Raw genomic sequence first — 19,518 nt, 5'->3', positions numbered from 1 at the left:
ATCAATTTCTTAGTTTATGCTTCGTTTGTGTTTCTCACCTTGGTTTGATAGAATACATTTGGTTTTGTACCTACCGCTTCCAATAAATGATACATTCTCTTGTCTTCTTTTAATTTGAAAACTTCACTATCGTGATTATTTATATCACCAAACTGAATGGCACCTGTTTCACAGGCAGCCGAACAAGCTGTTTTAAATTCTGAATCTTTTACTGATCTTCCGTCGCGCTTCGCATCCAAAATAGCCTTTTGAGTCATTTGAATACACATTGAACATTTCTCCATCACGCCACGTGAACGTACGACCACATCTGGGTTTAATACCATACGTCCCAAGTCATTGTTCATGTGGTAATCGAACTCATCATTTTCTGAATACAAGAACCAGTTGAAACGACGAACTTTATAAGGACAGTTGTTGGCACAGTAACGTGTACCCACACAACGGTTATACGCCATTTGGTTTTGTCCTTGCTTTCCATGAGAAGTTGCCGCTACTGGACAAACAGTTTCACAAGGAGCGTGATTACAATGCTGACACATAACAGGTTGAAATGCCACCTGCGGATTATCTGCAGGATTTTCCATTTCTCCAAATTCTGAAAGCGAACTTCCTAACCCAGAAATATTGTCTTTCTTTTCAGTATCCGCACTGAAAGAATCTTCACTTGAATAATATCTATCAATACGCAACCAATGCATGTCACGGCTCTTGCGCATTTCGGCTTTTCCAACAACAGGAACGTTATTTTCAGCATGACAAGCAATTACGCAAGCTCCACATCCTGTACACGCATTTAAATCAATAGAAAGATTAAAGTGGTGCCCAATAGAATGATCAAACTCATCCCAAAGGTCTGCATCCGGTGAAGACACAGGAATTTCCTGATGGTCTTTTGAAACCATGGGCACCGCATTCCAAGTACCCTTATCTTTTGTATTAAATATTTCTAAAGTAGTCTCACGGATAATATCTCTACCCATCATGGTGTTGTGCAACTGCACACAAGCAAACTCGTGAACCCCACTTACTTTTTCCAGAGTTACGTTTTGAACTGAAGAAAAGTTATTATATAAGGTATATGCATTAACTCCTGTTTGCATTTCTTGCTGCACAGCCGCTTTACGACCATACCCTAATGCCAATCCAATGGATCCTTTTGCTTGCCCTGGTTGAATTAAGGCAGGAACTTTCTCGACAACAACATCTCCCATTTTAATGTTAACGTAATTGCCATTCATAGCGCCATCGGCTACATGAGGGTTTTCTAACCCCATATCTGCAGCATCTGCAGCAGAAACAGTTACATAATTATCCCAAGAAGCTCTGGAGATTGGATCTGGCAATTCCTGTAACCAAGGGTTATTTGCTTGTTGCCCATCTCCTAAACCTGTTTTGGTGTATAGTGTTAATTCCAATCCTCCCTCAACCGGAGCTAATAAAGCACCATTTGAAGTGGATATTTCGTTTGTCTCGGCAGTAACTGCATCGGTTTCCACTACAACATCGTTCTCAAAAAATCCGTCATGAAGCGCTTGGTTCCAAGACCCGCCTGCTAAAATTGAGGACTCCCAAGATTCTTTTAGGTAATCGTAATATTTTTTATCACTTCCTGTCCACTTCAATAAGCAATCTTGAAATTGCATCGTGTTGAATAAAGGACGAATGGTAGGTTGCATTAATCCAAAAGAACCTTTCTTCATTTGAACATCACCCCAAGATTCTAAATAATGAGGAGTTGCTCCCACCATTTGAGCCATAGAGGCTGTTTCGTCTGCGTTCATAGCGAAAGCAAGACTCATTTCAAGGTTTTTATAAGCTTCAGCAAAAGCAGCATTTGGGAAAGAATACACTGGATTTACTCCTACAGTAATTAATCCTTTCACGCTTCCTGAAATCACTCCGTTCATCACGTTTGCTACTTCTGAAGCACTACCCATAGAGGTTAATCTTGGCTTTTCAGTATCCATGACAACACTTCCTACAGTCTTATTATAGGATAATGCGGTTTTTTGAGCTGCTACATTTGGAAGCCCCGTAATAATAACTCCTTTATTTCCGGCTTTTTGTAATTGACTTTTAGCCTTATTAACGGCATCTACAATATTCTCTGGTAATCCAGATGTGCTTCCATTTCCAGTTAATGCAAGTAACACTTTCATTTGATCTGAAGGTGTTACAGGAACTCGTTTATCTGCATTGGCACCTGAAAGCGACATATTTGCTTCAAACTGAATGTGACGAGACATTTTTCCATTCTTTGGAATACGTCCTTTGGCATAACTTGCTTCATAACCTCCACCTTGCCAATCACCAATAAAATCTGCTCCCACCGATACAATTACTTCAGCTTTGCTGAAATCATAATCCGGTAATGCTCTCATTCCAAATTCGGCTTGGAATGCATCTAATGCCTCACTTGAAGATACGGTATCGTAAACTACGTGACGAACATTAGGGTATTTTGTTTTAAATTCTGAAATTAATTTTGACGTGGAAGGACTGGCGAATGTTTGAGTCAATAAGACCACATCTTTACCTGCCATAGCGCTAAGCTTTGTAGCTACAGCACCGTGAAAATCATCCCAAGAAACATCATTTCCATCCACTTTAGGACCTTGCAAACGGTTTTTATCATACATAGATAACACCGATGCATGAACACGAGCATTTACACTTCCGCCATTTTTGGCCAAATCGTTTCGCTCTATTTTAATTGGTCTTCCTTCACGCGTTTTTACTAATACATTAGCAAAATCAAAACCATCTGCCATACTTGTAGCATAATAGTTTGCAACTCCAGGAACAATTTCGTCTGGAGCTACCACATAAGGGATAGATTTAATAACAGGTCCTTCACAGGCAGCTAAAGAAGCCGCAGCTGTTGTAAAACCTACATATTTTAAGAAATCACGACGTGTGGTTGAAGAAGCTTCAAGTGTTTCCTTATTTCCTAGGAATTCATCCGTAGGGATAGGCTCTACAAATTCATTTTGCTTCAGTGTTTCAACAATAGAACTGTTTTCATTTAGTTCTTCAACACTTTTCCAATATTTCTTATTTGATGCCATATTGCTATTTGAAAATAGTATTCAATTCTTTAATTAGTAGTGACACTTACCACATTCTAGCCCGCCCATTTGAGCCGCTGTTAATTTATCTACGCCATACTTTTTAGAAAGTTCTTCATGAATTTTCTCATAGTATGCGTTGTCTTCTACATTTATATTAGTTTCTCTGTGACAGTTTATACACCAACCCATAGTAAGGGGTGAAAACTGTTCCATAATTTCCATTTCTTCTACGGGGCCGTGACATTTTTGACATTCAACCCCAGCCACAGTTACGTGTTGAGAGTGGTTAAAATAGGCAAAGTCTGGTAGATTATGAATACGCACCCATTTTACTGGTTGCGTGTCTCCTGTATAAGCTTGTGAATCTACATCCCATCCTACAGCAGTGTATAATTTCTTTATTTCAGCATTATAATCAACTCCATATTCGTTTTGCCCTTCCGCTTGTGTAGCTTCGGCCACTTCACTAATAGTTTTGTGACAGTTCATACATACATTAAGTGAAGGTATTCCAGATGTCTTACTCTTTCTTGCAGAGCTGTGACAGTAGTTACAATCTATCTGGTTGTCTCCTGCGTGAATTCTATGGGAGTAATGTATCGGTTGTACTGGCGCATATCCTTGATCAACACCCACTTGCATCATCCATCCATACGCAAAATATCCAGCAGAAAGCAATAGGAAAATAGAAAATACTAATACCAAAAACTGATTTTGAATAAAGGCTTTCCATACTGGGGTACCCTTTTCTTTTTGGTCGTATTCTACTCCATTAGCCTCGGCAATACGACGTAATGTTTTGTTCACCAACACCAGCATTACGACTAATAGTAAAAACACAAGTGCTAATACCGCTAAAATAATATCATTAGACATTCCTCCTCCAGAACTTGCAGCAGCAGGATCAACTGTTGGTGGTGGGGCTACTTTTTTCTCTTTATAGGTATACGCAATAATATCATCGATGTCTGCATCACTCAATTGAGGAAAGGCAGTCATAACCGACCCATTATATTCTTCAAAAATCTTTACAGCTTGAGCATCACCAGACTTTACCATCTCTTGGCTATTCTTAATCCAACTGTACAACCATTGTTTTTCATACTTATCCCCAACTCCAAACAATGCAGGTCCAGTCATTTTCTTATATAAATTATGACAAGCCGCACAATTAGCCTTAAACAAGGTTTCTCCCTTAGCAGTATCTACTGCTTGAGTTGGTAAAACCGTTGTGGATGCAAATGAAATTTGAGTAACTGAAAAAGCTAGCATACACGCTAACCATAGAAGTGACAATTTAGAGGGTAGATTTCGGTAAGGTACCTTTTCCATACGATCGGTTATATTATTGTCCATAAGTTTGGCACACAATTGGTTATCTAGTTTACAGTTAAATTTACCTTTTGATGCCTAAAATAACTGTGCAAAAGTACATCATAAAAGTCGATTTTAGAAATCCAAATAAAGTGTTAATAACTAATTTATACTAATTCTAAATAATATTTTTGAACCTTTAAAAGTTATTAAGGTTTACATTTGCACTTTCAAGTAAATATTATGCTATTTAAAAATTCATTTAAGCTACTGATATTATGCCTATTGGCTCTTTTTTTATCTGTAAAAAGCTTTTCACAACAAGGGACTGTTACGATTCATCAAGATAAAAGAATCCCTACACTGCTAGATTTGAAAAAGTCTTTGGAAAAGGATAATAAGTTAACCGATGGCTTCACCATTCAATTGTACTATGGTAATTTGAGTAAAGCCAATTCTACATTGAGTAGTTATCGAAACAAGTACGGAAAATGGCCTGCTTCCATTGAATATGAGACTCCAAATTATAAAGTATGGGTAGGCAACTTCACTAGTCGTATTGAAGCCGATAGAGTCCTACTAGAAGTACAGCGTAACTTTCCCTCGGCCTTTATATTAAAACCTGGGAAGAATAAAAAAGACTAAATAAAAAAACCGCCTTAAAGGCGGTTTTTTTATTCTTTATCTAAACTATTTCAATTTCTTTTTAACAGCAACTTCTTGGAAGCCTTCAATAATGTCACCTTCCTTAATGTCGTTGTAGTTTTTAATTTGAATACCACAATCGTATCCTTTTGCTACTTCCTTCACATCATCTTTAAAACGTTTTAAAGAATCTAATTCTCCTGTAAATACTACCACTCCTTCACGAATTAACCGAATTCCAGAATTTCTTAAGATTTTTCCGCTAGTAACCATACAACCTGCAATGGTTCCAATTTTAGAAATCTTAAAGGTTTCTCTAATCTCTGCCGTACCTGTAATCTCTTCACGCATTTCTGGAGATAACATTCCTTCCATTGCATCTTTAAGATCGTTGATGGCATCGTAAATAATGGAATAATTACGGATATCGATTTCTTCTTTATCGGCTAATTGACGTGCATTACCCATAGGTCTCACGTTAAAACCAATTATAATTGCATCAGACGCAGAAGCTAACAACACATCACTTTCGGTAATGGCTCCAACTCCTTTATGAATAATATTTACTTGTATTTCTTCAGTCGAAAGCTTCAAGAACGAATCTGTTAATGCTTCCACAGATCCATCCACGTCTCCTTTAAGGATGATATTCAATTCCTTGAAATCACCAAGGGCGATTCGGCGTCCAATTTCATCTAATGTAATATGGCGTTGTGTTCTAACCGATTGTTCTCTTTGTAACTGTGTACGTTTTACAGCAATCGCTTTTGCTTCTCGTTCATCTTCAAATTCGTTAAACTTATCTCCGGCTTGTGGCGCACCGTCTAATCCTAAAATTGAAATAGGTGTTGATGGACCAGCTTCTTTTATTGAATTACCACGCTCATCGTACATGGCTTTCACTTTTCCACTGTTTTGTCCTGCCAACACATAATCTCCTACTTTTAAAGTACCTCCTTGCACTAAAATGGTAGAAACATAACCCCGTCCTTTATCAAGGAAGGCTTCCACTACGGTACCATATGCCAAACGATCTGGATTGGCTTTTAATTCTAATAATTCTGCCTCAAGTAATACTTTTTCAAGAAGCTCTTTAATTCCAACACCAGTTTTTGCTGAAATATCTTGTGATTGTATTTTACCTCCCCAATCCTCTACCAATAGATTCATGTTTGCCAATCCTTCTTTAATCTTATCTGGATTAGCGGTAGGCTTGTCTATTTTATTTATAGCAAACACAATTGGCACACCCGCTGCTTGCGCATGACTAATAGCCTCTTTGGTTTGAGGCATGATATCATCATCTGCAGCTACAACAATAATAGCAAGATCGGTTACTTGAGCCCCCCGTGCACGCATTGCGGTAAACGCTTCGTGACCTGGTGTGTCAAGGAATGTGATTTTTTGGCCGTTTTCTAACTGAACGGCGTAAGCACCAATATGTTGCGTAATTCCTCCCGATTCCCCTGCAATAACATTCTCTTCACGAATGTAATCCAACAATGAAGTTTTTCCGTGATCTACGTGACCCATAACAGTTACAATAGGAGCACGAGGCACTAAATCTTCTGGATTGTCTTCTACTTCTTGAATAGACTCTTCTATATCGGCTGTAATAAACTCTACTTCAAAACCAAATTCCTCTGCAACAATCGAAAGTGTTTCGGCATCCAGACGTTGGTTCATAGTCACCATCATTCCCAGCGACATACAAGCCGAAATAATTTGGGTTACAGGAACATTCATCATGGTTGCCACTTCACTTACGGTAACAAACTCTGTTACCTTAAGAAGTTTACTGTCGGCTTCCTGTTGTGCCAGTTCGTCTTCAGATTTTTGACGGTGGCTATCTCTTTTTTCTCTTCGGTATTTTGCTCCTTTTCCTTTTGAAGATTTTCCTTGAAGTTTTTCAAGTGTTTCTCTCACTTGCTTTTGTACTTCTTCTTCACTAGGCTCCTCTTTAACAACATTACTTCTTCCTTTTGCTCTGTTATCTCTAGACCTATTGTTATTAGGAGATTCCTTGCTTATTCTTCTTCTACGGTTCTTTTTTTCTTTATTGTCTGAACTTTTCTTTTTATCGTCCGTCTTTTTCTCTGGTTTCTTAAACTTAGTTAAGTCAATTTTTTCCCCAGTGAAATTAGGGCCATCAAGCTTTTTATATTGAGTCTTTACCGTATCAGATTCTTCAGACTCTTCCTCTACAGGGATTTCTTTTTTAACGACCTTTTCTTCTACTTTCTTAACTGGCTTTTTATCCTCTTTCTTCGCTTCTGTTTTCTCCTCAGCCTTCTTTTCAGCCTTAATTGGCTTATCTTCTACTTTTACAACTGGTTTTTCTTCAACTTTTTCAGCAGGTTTCTCCGCTTCTTTTTTAGCCTTAGCAGGATTTAAATCAATTTTTCCAACTTGTTTAGGTCCATTGAGTTTTGCTTCGGCTTTTATAACCTTTGGCTCTACTTTTACCTGTTTCTCTTCAATTTCACGCTCACGTTCTAGACGAAGTTCTTCTTTCTCCTTACGTTTTTCCTCGCCAACTTCTTTGGCTTCTACTTTCTTACTTTTGTCCGTCTGAAACTCGTTAAAAAGCACATCGTATTCTTCGCTAGAAATTTTGGTTGTGGGTCTTGCTTCTACTTCAAAACCTTTTGTTCCCAAAAATTCCACGGCACGATCCAGCGAAATATTAAATTCGCGGAGTACTTTATTGAGTCGTATCGTTTTTGTTTCAGCCATAAAATGCTTGCCTGTTATTTTCTTAAATTGATTTGTAAAAGTAGTTAATCTTTCTACTACTCTTCAAATTCTTCTTTTAATATATTGATAACTTCTTGAATGGTCTCCTCCTCAAGATCTGTACTATTTACTAAAAATGCTAGGTCTTTTTCAAGAACACTCTTTGCTGTATCTAGTCCAATTTTCTTGAATTCGTTAATAATCCATCCTTCTATTTCGTCTGAGAATTCGGTTAATTCCACATCCTCTTCTGCGCCTTCTCTTAACACATCTATTTCGTATCCAGTAAGTTGTCCTGCTAAACGGATATTGTGCCCGCCACGTCCAATTGCTTTAGAAACTTCTTCAGGCTTTAGAATCACTTCGGCTCGTTTAGTCTCTTCATTTATGTTAATAGAGGTTACTTTGGCAGGGCTTAATGCTCTTGTAATGAATAAATTCGTGTTATTGGTATAATTAATAACATCAATATTTTCATTTCCTAGTTCTCTTACAATTCCATGGATTCTTGATCCTTTCATTCCCACACAAGCTCCCACTGGATCAATTCTATCATCATACGTATCTACAGCAACTTTAGCTTTTTCGCCTGGTATTCTAACTACTTTTTTAATAGTAATTAAGCCGTCGAAAACTTCTGGAATTTCTTGTTCGAAAAGTTTTTCTAAGAACAACGGATTTGCACGTGACATAATAATGGCTGGCTTATTCCCTTTAAGCTCTACACTTTCTATAATACCACGAACGTTGTCTCCTTTTCTGAAAAAGTCTGAAGGAATTTGTTTTTCCTTTGGAAGGATAATTTCATTTCCTTCATCATCCAATAAAATAACAGCACGATGTCGGATATGATGCACTTCGGCGGTATAAATTTCGCCTTCCATGTCTTTAAATTGCTTGTATACAATAGTATTATCATGCTCATGGATTTTTGAAATAAGGTTTTGACGCAATGCTAAAATGGAACGTCTTCCTAAATCCATTAATTTTACTTCTTCCGAAACATCTTCCCCAACCTCAAAGTCATCTTCAATTTTACGTGCTTCGCTAAGTGATATTTCTTCATTAGGATCTTCCACTTCACCATCGGCAACTACCACCCTATTTCTCCAAATCTCTAAATCTCCTTTGTCTGGATTTACAATAATATCGAAGTTATCATCACTTCCATATTTTTTCTTTAACGCGTTTCTAAAAACGTCTTCAAGTATCGCCATAAGCGTAACTCTGTCTATTTGTTTGTCGTCTTTAAATTCAGAGAACGATTCGATTAACGCTAAATTTTCCATATTCTGTTACTTAAATTTAATCATCACTTTTGCTTCTACAATAGTTGAATAAGGTATTTCTGTTTCTTTTTCAACAGTTACTTTTCCTTTCCCAGTAGGTTTTGGCTCTCTTGCTTTCCATTGAAGCTTGATGGCTTCATTGGCAGCTTCAATAAGCGTTCCTTCTATGGTATTTTCTTGGGTTTTAACTTTTAAATCCCTTCCAATATTTTTTTTATACTGCCTTTTCTGAGTTAACGGCTCCGAAACTCCAGCCGATAAAACCTCCAAGGAGAAATCTTCCTCTTCCCGATCCAAGTTATGCTCTATCGCTCTGCTTATGTCCATACAGTTTTGTACGCTAACCGCCTCATCGCCATCAATAATAATTTGAATATGATTGGCGCTAGAAATAGTTAACGAAATAAGAAATAACGATGGATTTTCTTCAAGGGCTTTTTCAAGCAATTTTTCAACTTTCTCCTTCATAAATTAGGCTATAAAAAGAGGGGACTTCACGTCCCCTCACCTATTATCTTGTTAATTTCGGTGCAAATATACTATATTTATTTTGATAATAAAAATATTGCCATCTCTTTGAATTTTCGTACTTTAATGGTAAGAAAATCCTTCCAAAATAAACCTATATGAAAAGAATTTTACTCCCTACAGATTTTTCACCTCAAGCCGAAAACGCATTAAAAGTTGCCGTTCAAATGGCAAAAAAAAATGATAGTGAAATATATTTATTACACTCAATGGAAATGCCATTACATCTTGCCAATACCAACAAAGGTGCCTTGCCAGAAGCCTTGTTTTTTATTAAACTAGCTGAAAAACAATTTGCCGAATTAATGAAAAAACCTTACTTAAAAGGGATAAATATTAAACAGACCATTGGACACGGTGAAATTTATGATGATATTTCTGAAGCAGTAAAGTCCAATAAAATTGATCTTATTGTAATGGGATCCCATGGCGCTAGTGGATTTAAAGAAATGTTTATTGGGAGTAATACCGAAAAAGTGGTTCGTACTTCAAAAATTCCGGTTTTGGTCATTAAAAATGAGCATAAGAAGTTTGAAGTTAAAGACTTTGTCTTCGCAACAGATTTCTCAAACGAATGTAAAAAACCCTTTGAGGTAGCTCAAAAATTTGCTGAAAATTTTGGTGCCACTATTCATTTACTATATGTAAATACTCCAAGCGGATTTACTACCTCCATGGATGCCAAAAAAATGATGGCCTCATTTATTAAGGGAATGAAATACCCAAATTATACTTTAAATATTTACAACGATATTTCTGTAGAAAAGGGCATACTAGGTTTTGCTCGAGAAAGCAATGCACAACTTATAGGGATGAGTACTCATGGCAGAAAAGGAATCTCCCATTTCTTTAATGGAAGTGTTAGTGAAGACCTAGTAAATCACGCTAATATGCCCGTAATGACTTTTAAAATTTAATTTCTTCTTTAAATTTTTAACATTTAAGCTTCCTCTTTAACTAAAATTAAGTTAATACGCTTTCTATTGTGTTAAATCAAGTTAAATGACTTGACAAATCTTCTATTGCCTATAGATTGTAGGTGTTACTTCTTCTTATAGTAACCTCTATTAATTTCAAAAAAATAAATAAAAATGAATAAAGAAAACCATATACAAGATAAGCACATGCACACTGTAGTTTCATTAAATACTTTGCTAGCAGATTATCATATTTATTATCAAAATCTAAGAAATTTTCATTGGAATATTCTTGGAAAAAACTTCTTCGATTTACACAATAAATTCGAGTCATTATACAAGAGTGCCCGCCTTAAAATTGATGAGATTGCCGAAAGGATTTTAACTCTTCGTTACCATCCTGTAAGTAGCTATCAAGACTACTTAAAAATTTCGAGCATTAATGAAGCCAAATCAATATTAAAAGATGAAGGCATGGTAGATACTGTGATTGAAAATCAATCTATCATTTTAAATCAAATGAATGAAGTTGTAAAAAATGCAGAAAAGGTAGATGATGAAGGCACGATTGATTTAATAGGTGGATACATTAGAGAACTTGAAAAAGAGCGCTGGATGTTGAGAGCTTGGAGCAAATCTAAAAATGAAAAAATGAAAGAACTTTCAGTATAAAGAATCAACAAAAACTAAATAAAATCATGGAAAATATAAACGCTTTAGATAAGATTACAGGAAAACTCAATGATTGGTGGGAACTGTTCATTGAAAACTTACCAAATTTAGGAATTGCCATATTGGTTTTAGTTATTTCCTATTTCGTATCAAAATTAGTGTACAATATAGCTTTAAAAGTAGCTAGCAGAAAGGGTTCTCAAGATTCTGTAACTAAATTAATCGCGCGGTCCTTTTCAGTTATTGTAGTTTTATTAGGACTATTCTTAGCCTTAGGAGCATTAAATTTAGGAAAGACATTAACAGCACTTATTTCTGCTGCAGGAGTTTCTGGGTTGGTTATTGGACTGGCCTTGCAAGGAACACTTAGCAATACATTTTCAGGAATTGTATTATCCTTCAGAAAAAATATAAGAATTGGAGATTGGGTCGAAACGAATGGATTTTCTGGCGAAGTGATGGATATTAATCTCAATTACTTTGTATTAAAAGAAGCCGATAATAATTTGGTTATCATTCCTAATAAAACCATTATCAATAATCCAATTAAAAATCAAACGCTCACAACCAAAATGCGAGTTATGATTGAATGCGGTGTTGGATACGAAAGTGACCTGCCCAAAGTAGAAAAAATAGTTCGGGAAACTATTTGCAATGCTTTCGAACATATTTCTTCTCCAGAGGATGTTGAATTCTTTTATACTGAGTTTGGAGGGTCATCCATAAACTTCTTATGTCGATTTTGGATTGACAGTGAACGAAGTCTCGAGCGACTCGTAGCACAAAGTAAAGGAGTGATTGAAATAAAAAAAGCATTTGATAGAGAAGGAATTAACATTCCTTTCCCAATAAGAACATTACAATTTGAGAATACATTAAAGACAAAAGATATTGTCAAAGAAGAAATGTATTCTAACAATTAAAAATAATTATTAACCCTTAAAATTTATAAAAACATGTCAAAAACAGGAAATATTATCACAGGAATCGTTAGTGGACTTGCCATAGGAGCTACTTTAGGAGTGCTCTTTGCGCCAGACAAAGGTTCCAAAACAAGAAAGAAAATTAAGAAAACTGCAAAGGAATCGAAAGATGCAATTGTTGAAAAAACAAATGAAATTACACAACAATTAAATAATGCTTTTAGCAGTAAACAAAATGAATTCTCAAAAGAGCTAGACGCAATGGTTCAAAACATGAGCTATAAAGCAGATGACGTTATAGACGCTATGGAAAAGAAGCTAGCTAAGCTTAAAAAAGAGAATGAACAGATTAAAATGAACTAATTAGAAAGGATATGACCATTCAAGAGAATATTAAAGAAACAGCAACCCTTGCAAAAGACTATGTAAGTCAGGAATTTGAAGTAGCGAAACTTAAAACTGCCTACCAGATTACCGCTATGACTTCAAGTATTGCAAAAAAAACAATCATGGGATTAGCATTAACTCTTGCGATCTTATTCTTGTCGATTAGTGGAGCCTTTTGGCTAGGAAGTATTTTTGACAATACCGCATTAGGATTTCTCTTGACTGGTTCATTTTATCTCATCTTACTTTGCATACTATTTTTTTTAAGAAAACATCTTGAAAACTATGTTGTAAGAAAGGTAACCAAAAAATATTTTTAAAATGAAGCAATACAACTCACTTCAAGAAATGGAGTTAGATCTTAAGCGTTTGGATTTGCAAAAGCAAATTACGAAAGAACAGATAAAACAAAATAACTATCTGCTTAAGAAGTCTTTTAGAAATAATGTAGTTTCTTCAAATCTTGTAAAGAAAGTTTCAAGTATTGCTTTCATTTATCTTTTGAGAAAGATTAAAAGTAAGATTTAAATGAATCTAAAAAATCATTTTGATTAAAATAAAACCCTCAAATCAAACTTGAGGGCTTTTATTAGTGCCATAATTCAGATTCGCATATAAAAATTAACACTTTAACATGCTATTTTGATATTTAACAAAATTTAAGTTAAGTTACCTTTAAAAGTAGTTAAACCTAGTTAAATCCCTTTACTTCAACGATGTATTAATTTATATTAGATATAGTTGCAATTGAGAATGAGCAACATAGTAATAACCAAATAAACTAAAACATGAAAACAATAAAAAAAATAGTAACCATCATTGCAGTAGTGCTTGTTTCAGGAATGTATGCACAAACCGATAACAAACAAACCGCAGCAGAAACAAAAATTAACAAATTTACCGTTAAGAGTGAAAAAGGAGCCATTGATTATGTGGTCAAAATTGACACAAAATCTACAGGATATGTAAAAATGGACGACTTAAGTAAAAAGGAGGAAACCCGTGTTAATAGCCCCGCCAAGGTAGTTACTACCATTAGCGTAGATGCAGACGGAGACCCTTATTATGACAATGCTTTTACACTAACTTATGACTCTTATGAGGACAATCCTGTAACCGTAGTCCCTACAGCTTCTGGATTTAACATTAATGTCGCTGGAGAAGTTCTTCAATACGATTTTATTGAAAAAGTCTGTGAAATACCAGAGGGATGTCCAGTTAAAGTTAATATGATAAGTGTTACAAACGAATAGTTAAATTCCTATAATAAAAAACCCAGCGTAAGTCTGGGTTTTTTATTTCTTAAAAGAAAAGTCCCAACGTAATTACGTTGGGACTTTATTTTCTTGTTGGCCCACTAGGGCTCGAACCTAGACTCTTCTGGACCAAAACCAGACGTGTTGCCAGTTACACCATGGGCCAATTCCATAATGTGGGCGCAAATTTAATACAAACTTTGGGTTGCACAAATAAATTAGTTAAAAAAAGCACCCATTTATTTTTAAAAATATCTTTAGATATCTTCCGTTAGTATTTTTTTATCATTCATCTAAATATATTATTAGTAAATTCGCCTCAACGAAAATTGTAATTTTACATGGACGATTTTAGCTTTACTAAGTGGAATAAAATTATTGGTTGGTCTGTTTTTTTTATTGCCCTAATTACGTACTGGCTCACTGTAGAACCCACTGTTAGTTTTTGGGATGCAGGAGAATATATTACAACTGCAAGTAATTTAGAGGTTGGACACCCTCCTGGAGCACCGCTATATCAGTTATTGGGTGCCTTCTTCTCCATTTTCGCAATGGATGCTTCTAGCATCGCATTGACCATAAATTTAATGTCAGTTTTTGCTAGTGCATTTACCATATTATTTATGTTTTGGTCATTAACTATTTTGTTAACCAATGTAGTTTCAAAACAAACTGAAATCACAAAAAATAACGCTTTTGCCATCTTAGGAAGTGCCGCTGTTGGCTCTTTAGCTTTTACATTTACAGATAGCTTCTGGTTTTCTGCAGTCGAGGCAGAAGTTTATGCCGCCGCCGCTTGCATGCTAGCCATTATGTTTTATTGTGGACTTCGCTGGGAACGTGAGATGTTCACTCCGCGCGGAGATCGATGGCTCATTTTAATTTCTTTTATCGTTGGACTATCTTTTGGAGTGCATTTTATGGCTTTACTTACCATTCCGGCCATTGGGTTTTTGTATTTCTTTAAAAAATATAAAACGGTTACTGTTAAGAATTTTTTAGTTGCAAATGTGGTCGTGGTGGCAATCTTACTTTTCATATTTAAGTTGTTGCTTCCTATGACAATGAAGTTCTTTAGTGCAACAGAATTGTTTTTTGTGAACACCATAAGACTTCCGTTTAACTCAGGCACCCTCTTTGCAGGCTTACTTTTTATAACGCTTTTTTACTTCGGATTAAAATACACTAAAAAGAAAGGTCATACTACTTTTAATACTTTAATACTTTGTGTTCTTTTCATTTTTATAGGTTTTTCAAGCTGGCTTATGTTGCCAATTCGTGCCAACGCTGGAACTGTTATTAATGAAAATAACCCTAATAACGCACGCGAACTTTTAGCGTATTATAACCGTGAACAATATCCTGAAACACATCTTTTTTACGGCCCTCAATTTACTGAAGCCTATGTAGGTTTAGACTCCCAGAACCCTTACAAAGATGATAAGCCAAAATATGAAAAGGATGAAGCATCTGGCAAGTATATTATTGTAAATGAATGGAAAAATGCCGCTCAAAATACAGATGATGCTCAAAAAGCATTATTACCTCGTATGTGGAGTATAGAACACGCTGGAAACTATTTGGAATATACCAACGGATTAGAATTTGGAATTAAACGAGAATACCGAAATGAAGAACGATTAGTCGAAGAAGTTTCAAAATTTAAAGAAGCCTACCAAAATGGTCTTGTGGATGGCGATGATTACCATGATTTCTTAACACAGTTTGGTCCATTTTTAGACATAAAAAAACCCTCCTTTATCGATAATATGAAATTTATGTTCGTGTTTCAATTTGGGAAAATGTATTGGCGTTATTTTATGTGGAATTTCTCCGGACGTCAAAATGATGTGCAGTGGCAAGGCAGTAATCTTAACGGAAATTGGATAAGCGGCATATCGTTTATTGATGAATGGCAATTGGGGTCTCAAGATTCGCTCCCAGACGATTTAAAAAATAATAAAGCGAGAAATACTTACTATTTCTTGCCATTAATCCTTGGAATTTTAGGGTTGGTATTTCACGCCAAAAACGATAAAAAAAGCTTCTGGGTATTAATGGTGCTTTTCCTTTTTACGGGATTAGCGCTTAAAGTATACCTCAACGAAAGACCTTTTGAACCTCGTGAACGAGATTACGCTGTGGTAGGATCATTTTATGTTTTTGCCATGTGGATTGGTTTTGGGGTATACGCACTTTATGAGGTTGTAAAAGATTATTTAAAACCTAAAGTTGCACTGCCAATTGTACTTGTGGCAACCACATTAGCAGCACCCGTTCTTTTAGCAACACAAAATTGGGACGACCACGATCGTTCTGGACGCTTTACGGCTAATTCTATGGGAAGAATGTACCTCGATTCCTGTGATGAAAATGCAATTCTATTTACAATTGGAGATAACGATACGTTTGCGTTATGGTATCAACAAAATATTGAAAAGTATCGTCAGGATGTTCGCATTGTCAATACCAGTTTATTTCAGACAGATTGGTATATAGACGATATGAAGAAAAAAGCTTTCTCTAGTGATCCAATCCCTTCACAACTTAAACATGAACAGTATCGTTATGGCGTTCGCGATGTTATTGCATATCAAGAAACCAAAGAAGATACGGTGGACATTAAAACTTGGATGAATTGGGTTGCCAGTGAAAACCCATTAACCAAAGTAGAACTTAATAGTGGACAGTTTATAAGCTCGTTCCCTTCAAAAGTAATAAGAGTCCCTGTCGATAAAGAAGCTGTGCTTAAAAACGGAATTGTAGAACAAAAAGATGCCGATAAAATTGTTCCTTACATTGATATTGTTTTAAAAGGTGATTACGTTTACAAAAACCGTTTATTAATGCTAGACATCATTGCCAATAATAACTGGGAGCGTCCTATTTATTTTAGTGGCGGAGCCTTTGGTGATGACGATTATTTATGGATGAAGGACTACCTACAACTAGACGGAGTTGTTTATAAGCTAGTGCCCATAAGAACACCTGTGGATAGAAGAAATCCATTTGATATGGGAAGAATTGATGCTGACAAAATGTATGATATTGTCATGAGTTGGGATTGGGGTAATAGTGGAAATCCAGATATTTATCACGATACCGAAACCAGAAGAAACGGAATAACATACCGAAGCAATTTAGCCCGTTTGGCAGATGCCTTAATGAAAGAAGGTAAACAGGAAAAAGCTGAAGATATTCTAGACCTAGCCATGGAAAAAATGCCGGTTAAATATTTTGAATATTATTCCCTTTTAGAACCCTATATTTTGAGTTATTATGAACTTGAAAAAACAGAAAAAGCGCGAAAAGTTTTTGAAGAGACCTCAGCAAAATACCAAAGTTATGTAGCCTATTATGGCGCTATGTCTATGGAAGAACAGGCTGAAAATCTACAGGAGATTTATTCAAAATTGAATCAATATGAAAGCCTGGTAGAAATAGTGTATGTGTATGACACCGATGAATACTATCAACAGCAAAAACAAATTTTCAAAAATTATCTTCTACCGTTCAAAGGATTGTTTGAACGTTTAGATATGAATATCGACACAGAGTTTTTACAAAAGGAACGTCTTACTGAAAAATTATTGGATTCCCTTCTTAATGATTCGGTAGAGGAATAGCTATGAAATTGCTTTTTACGAAAACACCCAAATTTGTCACCTGGTTATTTCCAAAACGAATTTGGGCGTTTTCACGTTCAGAAAAAAAAGTCTACCTCACCTTTGATGATGGCCCCATCCCCGAAGTGACTCCTTGGGTTTTGGACCAACTAAAAGCCTACAATGCCAAAGCCACCTTTTTTTGCATTGGTGAAAACATAAAAAAACATACAAATATCTTCGAAAGAACTATTTCGGAAGGACACGCATTTGGAAATCACAGCTTTAATCATCTAAAAGGAACTGAAACCTCAACTGAAAAATATATTCAAAACGTTGACGCCTTTGAAAAATCCATTCAAAATTTGAAGATTCAAAAATCTAATTTATTTCGACCCCCTTATGGGAAAATAACAAAAAAGCAGGCGAAAATTCTTCAGAAAAAAGGATACAAAATAGTCATGTGGGATGTGCTCAGTTATGACTGGGATAAAGACATTTCTGAAGAAAAATGTCTTCAAAATGTATTACAAAATATACAACCAGGAAGCATCGTTGTTTTTCACGATAGTGTAAAAGCAGAAAAAAACCTTCGATTTGTATTACCGAAGGTTTTAGAAAATTTAAGCAACCAAAATCTAAAATTGGTTGCAATAACTTAATTTAAACTTTAATTAATCAATAAGTTTAAAAAAGGAACTATTAGCCCTGTAGCATCGGTGTCGTTTTGAGCCCAAACTTCAATATAATCGTTTGGCGCAAGTGTGGTTGTTCCTGTAAACGACATAGCCCTAATATCTCCCCCTCCAACTACTTTGGTAGAGATTGCAGTAGGTGTTAAAATAACACCATTCTTTGCTATAAAGAAGGTGAAAAATTTGTTGCTCCCAGCGGCATCTGCTGTAAAGGACGCCTGAATTGTAAAAATTCTAGTTTTTGTACCGTCATACACTATTCTGTTATTTACAGTTGAAGTGGTTCTAAACATCCCTGTTGAAGCTGTGGTTCCTAATATTTTTGTTCTTCCTGCAGCTCCAGAGGCAGAAAAATTAGTTGTTGCAGAAGTGGTAATATATATATTACCCGCTGCTACATCATCAATTTCTACGGGGATACCTGGACAGTTAACGGTCCATCTTTTGGTAAAATTATATCCTGTGTATGGCGAAGTTCCTACTACATAAGTACCTCCGCCGTAAAAAACAACATCTTTTAAAACGGCATCTCCATTAATAGTTGTTACTCCAGTAACTCTAAATCCTGTTCTCCCTGCAAGTACATTACTATAACCCCCCACTTTTTGAATAAGATCAAATGTACCTGTTAGGGTTTCATAAGTATTTGAATTATTAGAATCCCATCCCACATTACTCAACAGTAGACGGCTAATATTCGTATAGGTTATCCCTGCGGTATTATTTACAAATTGAACAGTACTTACAAAGACTAATCCAAAACCACTTATAGTTCCAACAGAGTTCGAACTTGCCACAAAAGAATCCCTGAAAATAATGTTTTGAGCACTTGTACCTGTAACGTTAAATACAGTTCCCCCTACTCCAGGTGCAGACAAGGTAACACCTCTAATGCTTCCTCCCGTTGCTCCAGTTAATAAAACACCTCCTGAACGTAGTAAAATGTCTTCATTGGTATCCCGACCAGCGATATAAGCATTATTTAATTCTATTGGAAAGGAAAGAGATACAGTTCCGTTTATTTCGTATAAGGTGTTAGAAGTTAACAAATATCTTGTTCCTCCCCCAGCAGTTAATTCGGAGGCTAAATCTGAAGCAGACTTTACTAGTTTATAGTTAGTTCGCTTGTCATTATCTGAATTTATTTTTACCCAAGTAGTCGTTGGAGTATCATAATAATAGTAAGCTTTTACCGTGGTATCATAAACTAATAAACTATTTGCTGGCGTAATAATAGCAAGTCTTTCAGTAGTTGTCATTCTAGGAACAAGAATTCCTTTAGAAGTTGAACTTACATCTAATATTGATGAAGTATTAGGGCTAGTGGTTCCAATTCCAACTTGAGCAGAAGTTGATGGTATTACCATAAAAAATACAGTTAGTGTAAAAAATACTAACTGACATAAGTAGGCATTTGTTTTTAACATGTAAGTAAAAAATATTTAAAATTTTCGGCACAAATGTATGAGTGTTTCAG

16 protein-coding genes and 1 tRNA gene are annotated in these 19,518 nt (G+C 35.7%); 10 read left to right on the top strand and 7 right to left on the bottom strand.

Going from position 1 to position 19,518, the window contains the following annotated elements; genetic code table 11:
• Positions 1 to 14: 14 nt before the first annotated feature.
• Together KXJ69_RS10935 and KXJ69_RS10930 are read right to left on the bottom strand one after the other, a co-directional pair.
• On the bottom strand, positions 15 to 3,071 hold the full coding sequence (locus tag KXJ69_RS10935) for a TAT-variant-translocated molybdopterin oxidoreductase (RefSeq protein ID WP_219053149.1): 3,057 nt from the start codon (positions 3,069 to 3,071) through the stop codon (positions 15 to 17).
• A gap of 33 nt (positions 3,072 to 3,104) precedes the next feature.
• Entirely contained in the window at positions 3,105 to 4,406 is a 1,302-nt protein-coding gene (locus tag KXJ69_RS10930; RefSeq protein WP_219053148.1) for a c-type cytochrome, read from the bottom strand.
• Between the two features lie 267 nt (positions 4,407 to 4,673).
• Here KXJ69_RS10930 and KXJ69_RS10925 point away from each other — a divergent pair, with 267 nt between their 5' ends.
• Entirely contained in the window at positions 4,674 to 5,033 is a 360-nt protein-coding gene (locus KXJ69_RS10925; protein WP_255571324.1) for an SPOR domain-containing protein, read from the top strand.
• A 45-nt stretch (positions 5,034 to 5,078) separates the two neighbouring features.
• On the opposite strand, the gene infB is transcribed toward KXJ69_RS10925, so the two are convergent.
• From infB to rimP, 3 genes are read right to left on the bottom strand one after another with little or no spacing between them, the layout of a single operon-like run.
• Entirely contained in the window at positions 5,079 to 7,769 is a 2,691-nt protein-coding gene (infB, locus tag KXJ69_RS10920; protein ID WP_219053146.1) for a translation initiation factor IF-2, read from the bottom strand.
• 56 nt (positions 7,770 to 7,825) lie between these two features.
• Positions 7,826 to 9,058 carry a transcription termination factor NusA gene (gene nusA, locus KXJ69_RS10915; RefSeq protein WP_219053145.1) on the bottom strand — a complete coding sequence of 411 codons (1,233 nt, stop codon included), beginning with the start codon at positions 9,056 to 9,058 and terminating at the stop codon, positions 7,826 to 7,828.
• A gap of 6 nt (positions 9,059 to 9,064) precedes the next feature.
• Entirely contained in the window at positions 9,065 to 9,526 is a 462-nt protein-coding gene (gene rimP / locus KXJ69_RS10910; protein ID WP_219053144.1) for a ribosome assembly cofactor RimP, read from the bottom strand.
• Between the two features lie 158 nt (positions 9,527 to 9,684).
• Between rimP and KXJ69_RS10905 the strand changes: the two genes are divergently transcribed.
• The 7 genes from KXJ69_RS10905 to KXJ69_RS10875 all read left to right on the top strand — a co-directional run bounded on the left by KXJ69_RS10905 (position 9,685) and on the right by KXJ69_RS10875 (position 13,738).
• The gene (locus tag KXJ69_RS10905; RefSeq protein WP_219053143.1) at positions 9,685 to 10,503 is read left to right on the top strand and encodes a universal stress protein; all 819 of its coding nucleotides are present in this window, start codon (positions 9,685 to 9,687) and stop codon (positions 10,501 to 10,503) included.
• A 174-nt stretch (positions 10,504 to 10,677) separates the two neighbouring features.
• The gene (locus KXJ69_RS10900) at positions 10,678 to 11,175 is read left to right on the top strand and encodes a Dps family protein (protein ID WP_219053142.1); all 498 of its coding nucleotides are present in this window, start codon (positions 10,678 to 10,680) and stop codon (positions 11,173 to 11,175) included.
• 26 nt (positions 11,176 to 11,201) lie between these two features.
• Positions 11,202 to 12,098 (top strand): mechanosensitive ion channel family protein, encoded by an 897-nt coding sequence (locus KXJ69_RS10895; protein ID WP_219053141.1) that lies wholly within the window; start codon positions 11,202 to 11,204, stop codon positions 12,096 to 12,098.
• Positions 12,099 to 12,131: 33 nt separating this feature from the next.
• A complete protein-coding gene (locus tag KXJ69_RS10890; RefSeq protein WP_219053140.1) occupies positions 12,132 to 12,461 on the top strand; it encodes a YtxH domain-containing protein in 330 nt (109 codons plus the stop codon).
• Positions 12,462 to 12,472: 11 nt separating this feature from the next.
• Positions 12,473 to 12,805, top strand: a complete 333-nt coding sequence (locus KXJ69_RS10885; RefSeq protein ID WP_219053139.1) for a hypothetical protein — start codon at positions 12,473 to 12,475, stop codon at positions 12,803 to 12,805.
• Between the two features lies 1 nt (position 12,806).
• Positions 12,807 to 13,013: a hypothetical protein gene (locus tag KXJ69_RS10880; RefSeq protein ID WP_219053138.1), complete on the top strand. Its 207-nt coding sequence runs from the start codon at positions 12,807 to 12,809 to the stop codon at positions 13,011 to 13,013.
• 260 nt (positions 13,014 to 13,273) lie between these two features.
• Positions 13,274 to 13,738: a hypothetical protein gene (locus KXJ69_RS10875; protein WP_219053137.1), complete on the top strand. Its 465-nt coding sequence runs from the start codon at positions 13,274 to 13,276 to the stop codon at positions 13,736 to 13,738.
• 96 nt (positions 13,739 to 13,834) lie between these two features.
• Here KXJ69_RS10875 and KXJ69_RS10870 read toward each other — a convergent pair.
• A tRNA-Gln gene (locus tag KXJ69_RS10870) sits at positions 13,835 to 13,907 on the bottom strand.
• Positions 13,908 to 14,082: 175 nt separating this feature from the next.
• On the opposite strand from KXJ69_RS10870, the gene KXJ69_RS10865 reads away from it, so the two are divergent.
• A complete protein-coding gene (locus KXJ69_RS10865) occupies positions 14,083 to 17,367 on the top strand; it encodes a glycosyltransferase family 117 protein (protein ID WP_219053136.1) in 3,285 nt (1,094 codons plus the stop codon).
• A 2-nt stretch (positions 17,368 to 17,369) separates the two neighbouring features.
• Positions 17,370 to 18,008 (top strand): polysaccharide deacetylase family protein, encoded by a 639-nt coding sequence (locus tag KXJ69_RS10860; protein ID WP_219053135.1) that lies wholly within the window; start codon positions 17,370 to 17,372, stop codon positions 18,006 to 18,008.
• Positions 18,009 to 18,016: 8 nt separating this feature from the next.
• Here the strand turns inward: KXJ69_RS10860 and KXJ69_RS10855 are convergent, their stop codons facing one another.
• Positions 18,017 to 19,408: a phage tail-like protein gene (locus tag KXJ69_RS10855; protein WP_255571322.1), complete on the bottom strand. Its 1,392-nt coding sequence runs from the start codon at positions 19,406 to 19,408 to the stop codon at positions 18,017 to 18,019.
• Between the last annotated feature and the right edge of the window lie 110 nt (positions 19,409 to 19,518).

Origin of the sequence: Halomarinibacterium sedimenti, from assembly GCF_019312585.1 — a bacterium.
GTDB classification, from domain to species: Bacteria; Bacteroidota; Bacteroidia; order Flavobacteriales; family Flavobacteriaceae; genus Halomarinibacterium; species Halomarinibacterium sedimenti.
This window is presented reverse-complemented; position numbering and strand designations above follow the sequence as displayed.